General features: G+C 51.9%; 17 protein-coding genes. 4 read left to right on the top strand and 13 right to left on the bottom strand.

The window, feature by feature from the left end; all coding sequences use genetic code 11:
• The 9 genes from BEB42_RS19910 to fkpA all read right to left on the bottom strand — a co-directional run.
• Nucleotides 1-368: GTP-binding protein (locus tag BEB42_RS19910; protein WP_002444880.1), on the bottom strand; the 368-nt coding region annotated here is incomplete at its 3' end.
• 70 nt (nt 369-438) lie between these two features.
• Nucleotides 439-2,553 (bottom strand): elongation factor G, encoded by a 2,115-nt coding sequence (fusA, locus tag BEB42_RS19905; protein WP_000124703.1) that lies wholly within the window; start codon nt 2,551-2,553, stop codon nt 439-441.
• Between the two features lie 96 nt (nt 2,554-2,649).
• Nucleotides 2,650-3,120 carry a 30S ribosomal protein S7 gene (gene rpsG / locus BEB42_RS19900; protein WP_001138043.1) on the bottom strand — a complete coding sequence of 157 codons (471 nt, stop codon included), beginning with the start codon at nt 3,118-3,120 and terminating at the stop codon, nt 2,650-2,652.
• 96 nt (nt 3,121-3,216) lie between these two features.
• The gene (rpsL, locus tag BEB42_RS19895) at nt 3,217-3,591 is read right to left on the bottom strand and encodes a 30S ribosomal protein S12 (protein WP_000246815.1); all 375 of its coding nucleotides are present in this window, start codon (nt 3,589-3,591) and stop codon (nt 3,217-3,219) included.
• 125 nt (nt 3,592-3,716) lie between these two features.
• A complete protein-coding gene (tusB, locus tag BEB42_RS19890) occupies nt 3,717-4,004 on the bottom strand; it encodes a sulfurtransferase complex subunit TusB (RefSeq protein ID WP_000903377.1) in 288 nt (95 codons plus the stop codon).
• A gap of 7 nt (nt 4,005-4,011) precedes the next feature.
• Nucleotides 4,012-4,371, bottom strand: a complete 360-nt coding sequence (tusC, locus tag BEB42_RS19885; RefSeq protein WP_000820714.1) for a sulfurtransferase complex subunit TusC — start codon at nt 4,369-4,371, stop codon at nt 4,012-4,014.
• On the bottom strand, nt 4,371-4,757 hold the full coding sequence (gene tusD / locus BEB42_RS19880) for a sulfurtransferase complex subunit TusD (protein WP_001209697.1): 387 nt from the start codon (nt 4,755-4,757) through the stop codon (nt 4,371-4,373). The genes tusC and tusD overlap by 1 nt, the downstream gene beginning before the upstream one ends.
• The gene (locus tag BEB42_RS19875) at nt 4,757-5,479 is read right to left on the bottom strand and encodes a helix-turn-helix transcriptional regulator (RefSeq protein ID WP_000091466.1); all 723 of its coding nucleotides are present in this window, start codon (nt 5,477-5,479) and stop codon (nt 4,757-4,759) included. The genes tusD and BEB42_RS19875 overlap by 1 nt, the downstream gene beginning before the upstream one ends.
• A 166-nt stretch (nt 5,480-5,645) precedes the next feature.
• Nucleotides 5,646-6,458 (bottom strand): FKBP-type peptidyl-prolyl cis-trans isomerase, encoded by an 813-nt coding sequence (gene fkpA / locus BEB42_RS19870; protein WP_000838261.1) that lies wholly within the window; start codon nt 6,456-6,458, stop codon nt 5,646-5,648.
• 220 nt (nt 6,459-6,678) lie between these two features.
• On the opposite strand from fkpA, the gene BEB42_RS19865 reads away from it, so the two are divergent.
• Nucleotides 6,679-6,897, top strand: a complete 219-nt coding sequence (locus BEB42_RS19865) for a protein SlyX (protein ID WP_001153617.1) — start codon at nt 6,679-6,681, stop codon at nt 6,895-6,897.
• 48 nt (nt 6,898-6,945) lie between these two features.
• On the opposite strand, the gene slyD is transcribed toward BEB42_RS19865, so the two are convergent.
• The 4 genes from slyD to kefG form a co-directional block, all read right to left on the bottom strand.
• Nucleotides 6,946-7,536, bottom strand: coding sequence for a peptidylprolyl isomerase (slyD, locus tag BEB42_RS19860; RefSeq protein WP_000861334.1), 591 nt, complete (start codon nt 7,534-7,536; stop codon nt 6,946-6,948).
• A gap of 94 nt (nt 7,537-7,630) precedes the next feature.
• Nucleotides 7,631-7,831, bottom strand: a complete 201-nt coding sequence (locus tag BEB42_RS19855; RefSeq protein ID WP_001007730.1) for a YheV family putative zinc ribbon protein — start codon at nt 7,829-7,831, stop codon at nt 7,631-7,633.
• 9 nt (nt 7,832-7,840) lie between these two features.
• Nucleotides 7,841-9,646 (bottom strand): glutathione-regulated potassium-efflux system protein KefB, encoded by a 1,806-nt coding sequence (kefB, locus tag BEB42_RS19850; RefSeq protein ID WP_000399122.1) that lies wholly within the window; start codon nt 9,644-9,646, stop codon nt 7,841-7,843.
• Nucleotides 9,646-10,197, bottom strand: a complete 552-nt coding sequence (kefG, locus tag BEB42_RS19845; RefSeq protein WP_123058314.1) for a glutathione-regulated potassium-efflux system ancillary protein KefG — start codon at nt 10,195-10,197, stop codon at nt 9,646-9,648. The genes kefB and kefG overlap by 1 nt, the downstream gene beginning before the upstream one ends.
• Before the next feature lie 130 nt (nt 10,198-10,327).
• Between kefG and BEB42_RS19835 the strand changes: the two genes are divergently transcribed.
• The 3 genes from BEB42_RS19835 to BEB42_RS19825 are packed head-to-tail and all read left to right on the top strand — an operon-like array spanning nt 10,328 to nt 13,475.
• The gene (locus BEB42_RS19835) at nt 10,328-12,241 is read left to right on the top strand and encodes an ABC transporter ATP-binding protein (protein ID WP_000634783.1); all 1,914 of its coding nucleotides are present in this window, start codon (nt 10,328-10,330) and stop codon (nt 12,239-12,241) included.
• A complete protein-coding gene (locus BEB42_RS19830) occupies nt 12,241-13,263 on the top strand; it encodes a hydrolase (RefSeq protein ID WP_000057368.1) in 1,023 nt (340 codons plus the stop codon). Before BEB42_RS19835 ends, BEB42_RS19830 begins: the two co-directional genes overlap by 1 nt.
• Nucleotides 13,257-13,475: a YheU family protein gene (locus BEB42_RS19825; protein WP_000907089.1), complete on the top strand. Its 219-nt coding sequence runs from the start codon at nt 13,257-13,259 to the stop codon at nt 13,473-13,475. Before BEB42_RS19830 ends, BEB42_RS19825 begins: the two co-directional genes overlap by 7 nt.
• Nucleotides 13,476-13,513 lie beyond the last annotated feature (38 nt).

Here is a 13,513-nt window from a genome sequence, read left to right as displayed (position 1 = left end):
CCCAGCAGGATGTGCTCACGAGTCTGCGGCATCGGGCCGTCAGTCGCAGCAACTACCAGGATCGCGCCGTCCATCTGAGCAGCACCGGTGATCATGTTTTTAACATAGTCGGCGTGCCCCGGGCAGTCTACGTGTGCGTAGTGACGGGTCGGGGTGTCATATTCAACGTGAGAAGTGTTGATGGTGATACCACGAGCTTTTTCTTCCGGCGCGTTATCGATCTGGTCGAATGCACGAGCAGCACCGCCGTAGGTTTTAGCCAGTACGGTGGTGATTGCAGCGGTCAGAGTAGTTTTACCGTGGTCAACGTGGCCGATAGTACCAACGTTAACGTGCGGTTTTGTACGTTCAAATTTTTCTTTAGACACGGCTATATTCCTTACTATAGTGCTCTCCCCTTCAGGAGAGAGCACGGGACTTTGGTATTAACCCTTAGGCTTATTTACCACGGGCTTCAATTACGGCCTGAGCAACGTTACTCGGCGCTTCATCATACTTCAGGAATTCCATGGTGTATGATGCACGACCTTTGGTCAAAGAACGCAGCTGAGTTGCATATCCGAACATTTCAGACAGCGGTACTTCAGCGTGGATCTTAACGCCAGTAACTTCAGATTCCTGACCTTTGAGCATACCACGACGACGGCTCAAGTCACCGATAACGTCACCGGTGTTCTCTTCCGGAGTTTCTACTTCAACCTTCATGATCGGCTCAAGCAGAACTGGTTTCGCTTTCTTAAAGCCTTCTTTAAAGGCGATAGAAGCAGCCAGTTTAAACGCCAGTTCAGAGGAGTCAACGTCATGGTAAGAACCGAAGTGCAGACGAATACCCATGTCTACTACCGGGTAGCCTGCCAGCGGACCTGCTTTCAGCTGTTCCTGGATACCTTTATCAACGGCCGGGATGTATTCGCCAGGGATTACACCACCTTTAATGTCGTTGATGAACTCGTAGCCTTTCGGGTTTGAACCCGGCTCCAGCGGGTACATGTCGATAACAACATGACCATACTGACCACGACCACCAGACTGTTTCGCGTGTTTACCTTCAACATCGGTAACTTTCTGGCGGATAGTTTCACGGTAAGCAACCTGCGGTTTACCTACGTTCGCTTCAACGTTGAATTCACGCTTCATACGGTCAACGATGATGTCGAGGTGCAGTTCGCCCATACCCGCGATGATGGTCTGGTTAGATTCTTCGTCAGTCCATACACGGAAAGACGGGTCTTCTTTAGCCAGACGGCCCAGAGCCAGACCCATTTTTTCCTGGTCAGCTTTGGTTTTCGGTTCAACTGCGATGGAGATTACCGGCTCAGGGAATTCCATACGTTCCAGAATGATCGGCGCATCCGGGTCACACAGGGTGTCACCCGTGGTTACGTCTTTCAGACCGATAGCAGCAGCGATGTCGCCCGCGCGAACTTCTTTGATCTCTTCACGTTTGTTAGCGTGCATCTGAACGATACGACCGAAACGCTCACGTGCAGCTTTCACGGAGTTCAGTACGGTATCACCAGAGTTAACCACACCGGAGTAAACACGGAAGAAGGTCAGGTTACCAACAAACGGGTCGGTAGCGATTTTGAACGCCAGAGCAGAGAACGGCTCGTCATCACTTGCGTGACGTTCAGCCGGAGTATCTTTACCGTCGTCCAGGATACCGTTGATCGCAGGTACGTCAACCGGGGATGGCAGGTAATCAATTACCGCATCCAGCATCGCCTGAACACCTTTGTTCTTGAACGCAGAACCACAGGTTACCAGGATGATTTCGTTGTTCAGAACGCGCTGACGCAGAGCACCTTTAATCTCTTCTTCAGTCAGTTCTTCACCACCCAGGTATTTTTCCATCAGCTCTTCAGAAGCTTCAGCTGCGGATTCGATCAGGTTCTGGTGCCATTCGTTAGCCAGTTCAACCATGTCTGCCGGGATATCTTCGTATTCGAAGGTTACGCCCTGGTCAGCATCGTTCCAGTTGATAGCTTTCATTTTCACCAGGTCAACAACACCGGTGAAATGTTCTTCAGCACCAATCGCCAGCTGCAGCGGAACCGGGTTCGCGCCCAGACGGGTTTTGATCTGGTTAACAACTTTCAGGAAGTTCGCACCCATGCGGTCCATTTTGTTAACGAACGCAATGCGCGGAACTTTATATTTGTTTGCCTGACGCCATACGGTTTCAGACTGCGGCTGAACACCACCAACTGCGCAGTAAACCATTACCGCACCATCGAGAACACGCATGGAACGTTCTACTTCGATTGTGAAGTCAACGTGCCCCGGGGTGTCGATGATGTTGATGCGATGCGGCTCATACTGCTTAGCCATACCAGACCAGAATGCAGTAGTCGCAGCGGAAGTGATGGTAATACCACGTTCCTGCTCCTGCTCCATCCAGTCCATGGTTGCAGCGCCGTCATGAACTTCACCGATTTTATGGTTTACACCGGTGTAGAACAGAATACGTTCGGTAGTAGTGGTTTTACCGGCGTCGATGTGCGCACTGATACCGATGTTACGGTAGCGTGCGATGGGTGTTGTACGAGCCATTTGTTTCCTCGTTTATCTTTTAGGCGTTCAATTTAAGTAACCCAAAGCGGGCTGCTTACTGGAAGCGCCCGCCTGGTGACTAAAACTCCGAAGGGATTACCAACGGTAGTGTGCGAACGCCTTGTTGGCTTCGGCCATACGGTGAACGTCTTCACGTTTCTTAACTGCAGTACCTTTGTTTTCTGCAGCATCAGAAAGTTCGTTCGCCAGGCGCAGAGCCATGGATTTATCACCGCGTTTACGAGCAGCTTCAACGATCCAACGCATTGCCAGAGCATTACGACGAACCGGACGGACTTCAACTGGTACCTGATAAGTAGAACCACCAACGCGGCGAGACTTAACTTCTACAGTCGGGCGCACGTTTTCGAGAGCTACTTCGAATGCTTCCAGTTCAGATTTACCAGAACGCTGAGCCAGGGTCTCCAGCGCGCTGTATACGATAGATTCGGCAGTAGATTTTTTACCATCTACCATCAGGATATTTACAAATTTAGCCAGCAGTTCTGATCCGAACTTCGGATCCGGCAGAATTTTACGCTGACCAATGACGCGACGACGTGGCATGGAAATACTCCGTTGTTAATTCAGGATTGTCCAAAACTCTACGAGTTTAGTTTGACATTTAAGTTAAAACGTTTGGCCTTACTTAACGGAGAACCATTAAGCCTTAGGACGCTTCACGCCATACTTGGAACGAGCCTGCTTACGGTCTTTAACGCCGGAGCAGTCAAGCGCACCACGTACGGTGTGGTAACGAACACCCGGGAGGTCTTTAACACGACCACCACGGATCAGGATCACGGAGTGCTCCTGCAGGTTGTGACCTTCACCACCGATGTAGGAAGTCACTTCGAAACCGTTAGTCAGACGAACACGGCATACTTTACGCAGCGCGGAGTTCGGTTTTTTAGGAGTGGTAGTATATACACGAGTACATACGCCACGTTTTTGCGGGCATGCTTCCAGCGCAGGCACGTTGCTTTTCGCAACTTTGCGAGCACGTGGTTTGCGTACCAGCTGGTTAACTGTTGCCATTAAATAGCTCCTGGTTTTAGCTTTTGCTTCGTAAACACGTAATAAAACGTCCTCACACAATATGAGGACGCCGAATTTTAGGGCGATGCCGAAAAGGTGTCAAGAAATATACAACGATCCCGCCATCACCAGGCCATCTGGCTGGAGTGCTTAACCGTAAGTCTGACGAAATCAGTATAGTCAATGGGAATGATGTCGTTCGAAATTTGACCAGTCAAACCGCGGGCAATAAGGTCTTCGTTCAGGGCATAGACCTTAATGGGGGCATTACGCAGACTTTCAAGGTAGCGGTTACCGTCAACTGCGGCAGTTACACCATCTTGCAATAATAGCAGTTCGTCGCCTTCACTGAGTAGACGCAACAGCGCAGCAAAATCCGTCAGCCAGGGTGAACGATGTAATGTGTGCAGCATAAACGCCTCAAAACCTCAAAATAACATCGTAGTTGGCGAGTTCGCGGCGTAAGGCATCTGCTTCGAGCGGCGTGGCTTCGACAACAAAGGGGGTCTGCGGATCTAACCCGCGTTCGCGCAGTGAAGCCGCACAAACCCAGCACTGTTCAATGTCGTACAGACCCAACAATTTAAAAGTGGCAATGTAATCACGCGCCAGCACTGCATCGGGCTTTTGTCCTGGCAGCAGCTGAAAAACGCCATCAGCAATAAAGAAGACAGCCAGATCGTCAGTTAATGCGGAAGTTGCCAGTAAAGCATCTAAACCTTCCCGACCTGCAGCGGTACCATGAGGTGCAGTAGAAAAAACAAACGCAATTCGTTTCATCAGAACTGTACCACCCTGTCACAGGTCAGCGAGGCTTCTGCCAGCGCGCCAAGTCCACTTAAGGTAAATCCCGGCTGAAGGTTTGACGAAGCCAGCCCCAGTCTTCCGGCCTCCGTTTCATCAACAACACCACGGCGTAATGCTGCCGCTACGCAGATATTCAGCGCCACACCATGTTGCGTATTCAACTGTTGCCAGCCACGCACAAGGTCAAATTCGTCGCTTGCCGGTGAGGTCAATTGGTTAGCGTTATAGACCCCTTCCCGATAGAAAAAGACGCTGCTTAACTCATGGCCTTCAGCTATCAGCGCCTGCGCAAACTGAAAAGCACTACTCGCCTGTTGCGTACCGTATGCTGGTCCGGTCACCACGATGGCAAAACGCATTACTTATCTTGCCCCTGGAAATCACCGCTCTTGAACTGGCGGATGTAGAGATAGACAGTATGTTTGGAGATGTTCAGACGGTCAGCAACCTGGTTGATCGCATCTTTAATATCGAAGATCCCTTTCTCGTAGAGATTCAGCACGATCTGACGATTTTTGGCGTTATTAGAAACATTGCGATCGGCATTCACTTCTTCGATGGTGAACTCCAGCGTTTGGGTAACCAGATCTTCAACAGAAGAGGCAAAGTTGACGCTTGAACCGACATCCGGGGTTTCTGGCGGCACAAAAGTGCTCATAATCTGCGAGAAGGGAACATCAAGATTCATATTGATGCACAGCAGACCAATTACACGCTGTTCGCGGTTACGAATCGCGATAGTCAGGGACTTCATTAATACGCCGCTTTTGGCGCGAGTAAAGTAGCATTTAGAAACGCTGCTATCCGCTCCCGTCATATCGTGCAGCATACGTAGCGCCAGGTCGGTAATTGGCGAACCAATCTTCCGGCCTGTATGTTCACCGTTAGCAATGCGTATGGCTGAACATTTTAGATCCTGCAAAGAGTGCAAAACGATTTCACAGTGGGAGCCAATAAGCATCGCTAACCCGTCCACCACCGCTTCGTAGGATTTCAGAATATCAAAATCGGTCTGGTCGAAAGGACGTTGATCCAGTAAATCCAACTCACTGGTTTCGTTGGTTAAAAGCGACCTGGACATGAAAAAAAACACTCCTTTTCAGGAGCCTGTCGTTAACTTTTCAGGGCAGGCTCATTAATGATGCGGGTAACTAAATTAATACAGCGGAGGTTCCGCTTTCCAGCACTAATTATATCCGGCCTGTAATAAAAAAACCGCCGCCTGGTCAGGCGGCGGTTCTTAATGCTTATTTTTTAGCAGAATCTGCGGCTTTCGCATCAGCTTCCGGCTTTGCATCAGCCTTCGGCGCTGGTTTCACATCCAGCAGCTCTACGTCAAACACCAGGGTAGAATTCGGTGGGATCCCCGGAACACCCGCTTTGCCGTAAGCCAGTTCTGGTGGAATAACCAGTTTGATCTTACCGCCTTTCTTGATGTTCTTCAGACCTTCTGTCCAACCCGGAATAACACCGTCCAGACGGAAAGAGAGCGGTTCACCACGGGTGTAAGAGTTGTCGAACTCTTTACCGTCGATCAGCGTACCCTTGTAGTTCACGACAACAGTATCGCTGTCTTTCGGTGCTTCGCCTTTACCGGCTTCTACTACCTGATAAACCAGACCAGTTGAAGAGGTTTTCACACCTTTCTCTTTGGCAAATTTCTCGCGGTACTCTTTACCTTTCGCTTCGTTATCTGCCGCGTCTTTTTCCATCTTCGCCTGAGCAGAAGACTTCACGCGTGCTTCGAACGCTTGCAGAGTCTGTTCGATCTCTTGATCGGAGAGTTTGCTCTTATCAGCAAATGCATCCTGAACACCCGCGATCAGCTGATCTTTATCCAGTTTGATGCCCAGTTTTTCTTGTTCTTTTAGAGAGTTTTCCATGTAACGACCCAGCGAAGCACCCAGCGCATAAGCTGATTTCTGATCGTCATTTTTGAACGCTGCTTTGCTGTCAGCAGTTGTCGCAGGTTTTGCAGCTTCAGCAGCAAAAGTGATTGGTGCATGCAGGGCAACGGCCATTGTGGTCGCCAGCAGCGTTACTTTAAACAGTGATTTCATCCATATCTCCAGGATCGGGGCATCTCACCCCAGGGTTAACTATTATCAGAAGGGTACTATAAAGCGTTGTCGAACAAATCTACATACAGACACGCCCTATTATCATCTATTTTCAGACTCTTTTTGTTTAAATTAGTTTCGATGACCGCGAAATGAGTGCTGTCTCGGGCAGCAAAGTTAAGTAGAATCCGCGGCGACCATTCGACAAAAGAGGTGAATCATGCAGGATTTATCATTGGAAGCACGCCTGACAGAGCTGGAGAGCCGACTGGCTTTTCAGGAAATCACCATTGAAGAACTGAACGTCACGGTGACCGCTCATGAAATGGAGATGGCGAAACTGCGCGATCATCTGCGTCTGCTGACCGAGAAGCTAAAAGCCAGCCAGCCGTCGAACATCGCGTCGCAGGCTGAAGAAACGCCACCGCCACATTATTGAGGCGTAAAAAAAGCGGGGATTCCCCGCTTTTTTGTCACTTTTTCGGTATTAGTGGCAACCGCAACCGCCGTTACCTTTACCGCCGCAGCAGCCTTCGCCACCGTGTTCATGACCGTGATCGTGGCCATGACCACCGCAGCAACCGTCGTGGTCGTGATCGTGGTGATGATCGTGCGCACCGTGAACGTGGCCATGAGCCAGCTCTTCTTCAGTCGCTTCGCGAATCGCCACAACTTCAACGTTGAATTTCAGGTTCTGACCGGCCAGCATGTGGTTACCATCAACCACGACGTGATCGTCTTCAACCGCAGTGATTTCAACCGGTACCGGACCCTGGTCGGTTTCAGCCAGGAAACGCATACCAACCTGCAGTTCATCAACGCCCATAAATACGTCTTTAGGAACGCGTTGCACCAGGTTTTCGTCGTACTGACCATAAGCGTCGTTCGCACCAACAGCGACATCAAATTTGTCGCCAACTTCATGACCTTCCAGCGCCGTTTCCAGGCCAGAGATCAGGGAACCGTGACCATGCAGGTAGTCCAGCGGCGCACTCACCGGAGACTCATCAACCAACACACCGTCTTCTGTACGTACCTGATAGGCCAGGCTGACCACCAGGTCTTTTGCTACTTTCATGATATCTCCTGAGCATGGGAAGAATAGTGGCGCAGATTGTAGCGGAATTCTGCAGCCGTGTACTCACTAGCTTAAAAAATCTCGGCGCATATCGCTAGTCCGGATGAAAAATCCCGATCACTTGCTCATCTTTGCGAACGTGATCGCGGGCTTCTTTGTCTGCTTCTCGCATCTGATGTCCGCACTTAACACATTCAACAATATCAATATTATTTTCGCGCCACATCGCCATTGAATCCTGCGCCTGACAGGCCGGGCATTTTGCGCCCGCAATAAAACGTTTTCGGATTGCCATCTTTACCCTCTACTCAAATTCATCCCAGCCGTCCAGCTGGCGTCGTTCTTGTTGCATTTCACGCTGGAAAATCTCTTCCAGTTCGCGTCGGGCTTCCCTGGCGCGAGAAATTTGTACGGTATCGGCATGCATTGGTATGAGCTCCCGCAACATCCGCATATCCAGGCGGCGAAAATGCAGTTGCGCCCGCTGCGCCTGATGTGGATGCATGCCAAGCGTGACCAGCGTCTTGCGCCCCAGCTCTAACGCACTGGAGAATGTTTCACGAGAAAACTGCGTCACCCCTGCCTGTAATAACTCATGCGCCTCCACACGTCCGCGCGCTCGCGCAAGAATATGTAAATGCGGAAAGTGCTGTTGGCATATTTCCACCAGCTTCATGGTGTCTTCCGGCTCGTTACAGGTAATGACGATAGACTCAGCGGCCTCTGCACCCGCAGAACGTAAAAGATCTACCTGCGTGGCGTCGCCGTAATAAACTTTGTAGCCATATTTGCGCATCAGGTTAACGGCGCTGATATCCCGCTCCAGCACGGTAATGCGCATTTTATTTGCCATCAACAAACGACCAATCACCTGCCCAAAACGTCCGAAGCCCACGACTATGACCTGGGGTTTATCATCGTTGACCCACGGTTTTTCGTCTTCTTCTTCCGGTCCGTTAAACTGGCGGGATAGCCATTTATCCACCAGCTTCATCAGCAGCGGCGTGGTCATCATGGAAAGCGTCACCGTCACCAGCAATAGCGCCATCTGGTCGCCCTGGAATAAGCGTTGTGAAGAAGCGGTAGAAAAGAGGACAAAGGCAAACTCACCGCCCTGACTCAACACGCCAGCAAACTGCATCCGCTCAGAGCTACGCACGCCATACAATCGCGCCAGCAGATACAGCACGAGAATTTTCACCGCCACCAGCACAACCACGCTTATCACTACCCACAACAGATGGGTATAAAGCACCCCGAGATTGAGCGACATGCCGACAGAGATAAAGAACAAACCGAGCAGCAAGCCTTTGAAGGGATCGATAGCCGTTTCCAGTTCATGGCGATATTCACTTTCCGCCAGCAGCACGCCCGCAATAAACGTACCGAGCGCCATCGACAGCCCCAGCGCATCCATAAACAATGCGGAACCCAACACCAGCAGCAGCGTCGCGGCAGTGAACACTTCCCGCACGCCAGAAGCAGCAATAAAACGGAATACCGGACGCAGTAAATAGCGCCCCCCAATCAGCATGCCGACAAACGCCAGCACCTTCATGCCGATCTTCATCCAGTCGAAATGTTCGTCTGCCGAACCCGCCAGCAGCGGTACTAACGCCAGCGCGGGGATCACCGCCAGATCCTGAAAAAGCAAAACCGAAAAACCTAGCTGTCCAGATTCGCTGCGATTCATCCCTTTCTCACGCATCAGTTGCAACGCCATTGCAGTGGAAGACATCGCAAGGCCAATGCCACCGACCACCGCCGCCTGCCAGGCGAAATCCGTCAGCATCAATAATCCCGCCAGCAACGCCGCACTTAACAGCACCTGCGCCGCGCCTACGCCAAAAATCGAGCGTCGCAATTGCCAAAGCTTGGAAGGATTCAACTCCAGCCCGATGATAAACATCAGGAATACTACGCCGAGTTCCGAAAAGTGGAGGATCTCATCGACGTCGCTAATAAACCCCAGCCCCCACGGGCCAATTGCAATCCCTGCCAGCAAATATCCCAACACCGCGCCAATACCCAGCCGCGATGCCAATGGCACCGCAGCCACCGCCGCGAAGAGAAACAGCACTCCTGCGAGTAAAAAATCAGAACCTTCCATCAGCGGCCTCCCGGAGACAGCGGATTTGCCAGCCAGTCACCGTAGGCTCTGGCGTGACTTGCCAGCTCCTGTGCGCTTTGCCGTCTCGCCCAGTAAATAATGATGGGGCTTAACCAATGCATCCGGCACATCCCCGCCGCCAGTTCAAAGGGGCGCAGAACATCACTCATCGGGTAGCGATTCAACGCGTCATAACGGTAAGCACTTTCCGGCTCGCCGGTGGTAATCACGCTACGCCAGTACTTTGCCGCCAGTTGGTTTCCCCCCGGTCCGCTGGCAAAACCACGGCTTAATACCCGGTCCAGCCACTCTTTCAGTAGCGCCGGGCAGCTATAGGTATAAAGAGGGTGCTGAAAGACAATCACCTCGTGCTCGCGCAGTAATGCCTGCTCACGGGGGATATCAATAAAAAAATCGGGATAGTGCGCATAAAGGTCGTGCACGGTAACATTGCTGAGCTGCGTGGCCGGTTTAAGCAGTACCCGGTTTGCCACCGAGTCCTGAGATTCCGGATGGGCATACAGCAGCAAAACTTTCGCTGGCTGAGACATCATCCCCCTCCCGGTATGGTTTTTGTGTATAGTCGCTGTTTTGGGCTACCATTGCGCCCGGTGCGGCAGCTCGCCCATACATTACATTATCATAATGATAAGTTAACATAGTCTGAACATACGGCGCCTTATGATTGTTTTCTCCTCGTTACAAATTCGTCGCGGCGTGCGCGTCCTGCTGGATAATGCCACCGCCACCATCAACCCCGGGCAGAAAGTCGGCCTGGTGGGTAAAAACGGCTGTGGTAAATCTACCCTGCTGGCATTGCTGAAAAATGAAATCAGCGCCGACGGCGGCAGCTACACCTTTCCAGGAAGCTGGCAACTGGCGTGGGTGAATCAGGAAACACCAGCGCTACCTCAAGCGGCGCTGGAATATGTCATTGACGGCGACCGTGAATATCGTCAACTGGAAGCGCAGCTACACGACGCCAACGAACGTAACGACGGGCACGCCATTGCGACCATTCATGGCAAGCTGGATGCTATTGACGCATGGAGTATTCGCTCCCGCGCCGCCAGCCTGCTGCACGGCCTCGGTTTCAGCAATGAACAACTGGAGCGCCCGGTAAGTGATTTCTCCGGTGGCTGGCGTATGCGTCTCAACCTCGCCCAGGCGCTGATTTGCCGTTCAGACTTGCTGCTGCTCGACGAACCAACTAACCACCTCGATCTCGATGCTGTTATCTGGCTGGAAAAATGGCTGAAGAGCTATCAGGGCACGCTGATCCTGATCTCCCACGACCGCGACTTCCTCGATCCGATCGTTGATAAAATTATTCATATCGAACAGCAAAACATGTTCGAGTACACCGGCAACTACAGCTCGTTTGAAGTGCAGCGTGCTACCCGTCTGGCACAGCAACAGGCGATGTATGAAAGCCAGCAAGAGCGCGTGGCACATCTGCAAAGTTATATCGACCGTTTCCGTGCCAAAGCCACCAAAGCGAAGCAGGCTCAGAGCCGTATTAAGATGCTCGAGCGTATGGAGTTGATTGCCCCAGCGCACGTCGACAACCCGTTCCGTTTTAGCTTCCGCGCGCCGGAAAGCCTGCCTAATCCGTTGTTGAAAATGGAAAAGGTCAGCGCAGGTTATGGCGATCGCATTATTCTCGACTCGATTAAACTGAATCTGGTGCCGGGTTCGCGCATTGGTCTGTTAGGCCGCAATGGCGCGGGTAAATCGACATTAATCAAACTGTTAGCCGGCGAACTTGCGCCAGTCAGCGGTGAAATTGGTCTGGCGAAAGGGATCAAGCTCGGCTACTTCGCCCAGCATCAACTTGAATACCTGCGCGCCGACGAATCGCCTATTCAACATCTGGCACGTTTAGCACCGCAGGAACTAGAACAAAAACTGCGTGATTACCTCGGCGGCTTTGGTTTCCAGGGCGATAAAGTGACGGAAGAAACGCGCCGTTTCTCCGGTGGGGAAAAAGCCCGCCTGGTGCTGGCATTAATCGTCTGGCAGCGTCCGAATCTACTGCTGCTCGACGAACCGACTAACCACCTTGACCTCGACATGCGCCAGGCACTGACTGAAGCGTTGATCGAGTTTGAAGGCGCATTGGTTGTCGTTTCGCACGACCGCCATTTGTTGCGTTCCACCACTGACGATCTCTATCTGGTTCACGATCGTAAAGTCGAACCGTTCGACGGCGATCTGGAAGATTATCAACAGTGGTTGAGCGACGTTCAAAAGCAGGAAAACCAGACCGACGACGCGCCAAAAGAGAACGCGAACAGCGCCCAGGCACGTAAAGACCAGAAGCGTCGGGAAGCGGAGCTGCGTGCGCAAACCCAGCCACTGCGTAAAGAAATCGCCCGTCTGGAAAAAGAGATGGAGAAGCTGAACGCGCAACTGGCGCAGGCGGAAGAGAAACTCGGCGACAGCGAACTGTACGATCAAAGCCGTAAAGCGGAGTTGACCGCCTGCCTGCAACAGCAAGCCAGCGCCAAATCCGGCCTGGAAGAGTGCGAAATGGCGTGGCTGGAAGCCCAGGAGCAGCTTGAGCAGATGCTGCTGGAAGGCCAAAGCAACTGATGGCGCAGATAACGACGACCGATGCCAATGAATTCAGCAGCAGTGCTGAATTCACCCCTATGCGCGGCTTTAGCAATTGTCATCTGCAAACCATGCTGCCGCGTCTGTTTCGTCGCAAGGTGAAATTCACCCCGCACTGGCAGCGACTGGAGTTGCCCGACGGCGATTTTGTCGATCTCGCATGGAGTGAAGACCCTGCCCAGGCGAAACAGAAACCGCGTTTAGTGGTGTTTCACGGGCTGGAGGGCAGCCTCAATAGCCCTTACGCCCACGGTCTGGTCGAGGCGGCGCAAAAACGCGGCTGGCTGGGCGTGGTGATGCATTTTCGCGGATGCAGCGGTGAACCAAACCGTATGCACCGCATTTACCATTCGGGCGAAACCGAAGACGCCAGCTGGTTTTTACGCTGGCTGCAGCGCGAATTTGGACATGCGCCAACGGCTGCCGTCGGCTATTCGCTCGGCGGTAATATGCTCGCCTGTTTGCTGGCAAAAGAAGGTAATAACCTCCCGATTGATGCAGCGGTAATTGTCTCCGCGCCATTTATGCTGGAATCCTGTAGTTATCATATGGAAAAGGGCTTTTCCCGCGTTTATCAGCGTTACTTGCTGAACCTGTTAAAAGCCAATGCTGCGCGCAAACTGGCAGCCTATCCCGGTACGCTGCCGATTAATCTCGCACAGTTAAAATCGGTACGTCGCATCCGTGAATTTGACGATCTGATCACCGCCAGAATTCACGGCTACGCTGACGCTATCGACTATTATCGTCAGTGTAGCGCCATGCCGATGCTGAACCAGATCGCCAAACCGACACTGATTATTCACGCCAAAGACGATCCGTTTATGGATCATCAGGTGATCCCGAAACCGGAAAATCTCCCCCCGCAGGTGGAGTATCAACTGACTGAACATGGTGGTCATGTTGGCTTTCTTGGCGGTACATTATTTCATCCGCAAATGTGGCTGGAGTCACGCATTCCTGACTGGTTAACAACGTATCTGGAGGCGAAATCATGTTGATTCCGTGGCAAGAACTCTCCCCCGAAACGCTGGAAAATTTAATTGAAAGTTTTGTGTTACGCGAAGGCACCGATTATGGTGAACATGAGCGTACACTTGAACAGAAAGTCGCCGACGTCAAACGCCAGCTACAGTGCGGAGAAGCGGTGCTGGTATGGTCGGAGCTGCACGAAACGGTCAATATCATGCCGCGCAGTCAGTTTCGCGAATAACCTGCAGCCGTCGGCGGACGAGATAATAATGATAGCTA

The organism is Escherichia sp. MOD1-EC5990, assembly GCF_002965285.1.
Taxonomy (GTDB): domain Bacteria; phylum Pseudomonadota; class Gammaproteobacteria; order Enterobacterales; family Enterobacteriaceae; genus Escherichia; species Escherichia coli_F.
This window is presented reverse-complemented; position numbering and strand designations above follow the sequence as displayed.

Coding starts and splice junctions, on each gene's coding strand:
- BEB42_RS19875 (WP_000091466.1), bottom strand. CDS start 5,479: ATGTCCAGGTCGCTTTTAACCAACGAAACCAGTGAGTTGGATTTACTG.
- BEB42_RS19830 (WP_000057368.1), top strand. CDS start 12,241: ATGGCGCAGATAACGACGACCGATGCCAATGAATTCAGCAGCAGTGCT.
- slyD (WP_000861334.1), bottom strand. CDS start 7,536: ATGAAAGTAGCAAAAGACCTGGTGGTCAGCCTGGCCTATCAGGTACGT.
- tusD (WP_001209697.1), bottom strand. CDS start 4,757: ATGCGTTTTGCCATCGTGGTGACCGGACCAGCATACGGTACGCAACAG.
- tusB (WP_000903377.1), bottom strand. CDS start 4,004: ATGCTGCACACATTACATCGTTCACCCTGGCTGACGGATTTTGCTGCG.
- BEB42_RS19835 (WP_000634783.1), top strand. CDS start 10,328: ATGATTGTTTTCTCCTCGTTACAAATTCGTCGCGGCGTGCGCGTCCTG.
- fkpA (WP_000838261.1), bottom strand. CDS start 6,458: ATGAAATCACTGTTTAAAGTAACGCTGCTGGCGACCACAATGGCCGTT.
- BEB42_RS19865 (WP_001153617.1), top strand. CDS start 6,679: ATGCAGGATTTATCATTGGAAGCACGCCTGACAGAGCTGGAGAGCCGA.
- fusA (WP_000124703.1), bottom strand. CDS start 2,553: ATGGCTCGTACAACACCCATCGCACGCTACCGTAACATCGGTATCAGT.
- kefG (WP_123058314.1), bottom strand. CDS start 10,197: ATGTCTCAGCCAGCGAAAGTTTTGCTGCTGTATGCCCATCCGGAATCT.
- rpsG (WP_001138043.1), bottom strand. CDS start 3,120: ATGCCACGTCGTCGCGTCATTGGTCAGCGTAAAATTCTGCCGGATCCG.
- tusC (WP_000820714.1), bottom strand. CDS start 4,371: ATGAAACGAATTGCGTTTGTTTTTTCTACTGCACCTCATGGTACCGCT.
- rpsL (WP_000246815.1), bottom strand. CDS start 3,591: ATGGCAACAGTTAACCAGCTGGTACGCAAACCACGTGCTCGCAAAGTT.
- kefB (WP_000399122.1), bottom strand. CDS start 9,646: ATGGAAGGTTCTGATTTTTTACTCGCAGGAGTGCTGTTTCTCTTCGCG.
- BEB42_RS19825 (WP_000907089.1), top strand. CDS start 13,257: ATGTTGATTCCGTGGCAAGAACTCTCCCCCGAAACGCTGGAAAATTTA.
- BEB42_RS19855 (WP_001007730.1), bottom strand. CDS start 7,831: ATGGCAATCCGAAAACGTTTTATTGCGGGCGCAAAATGCCCGGCCTGT.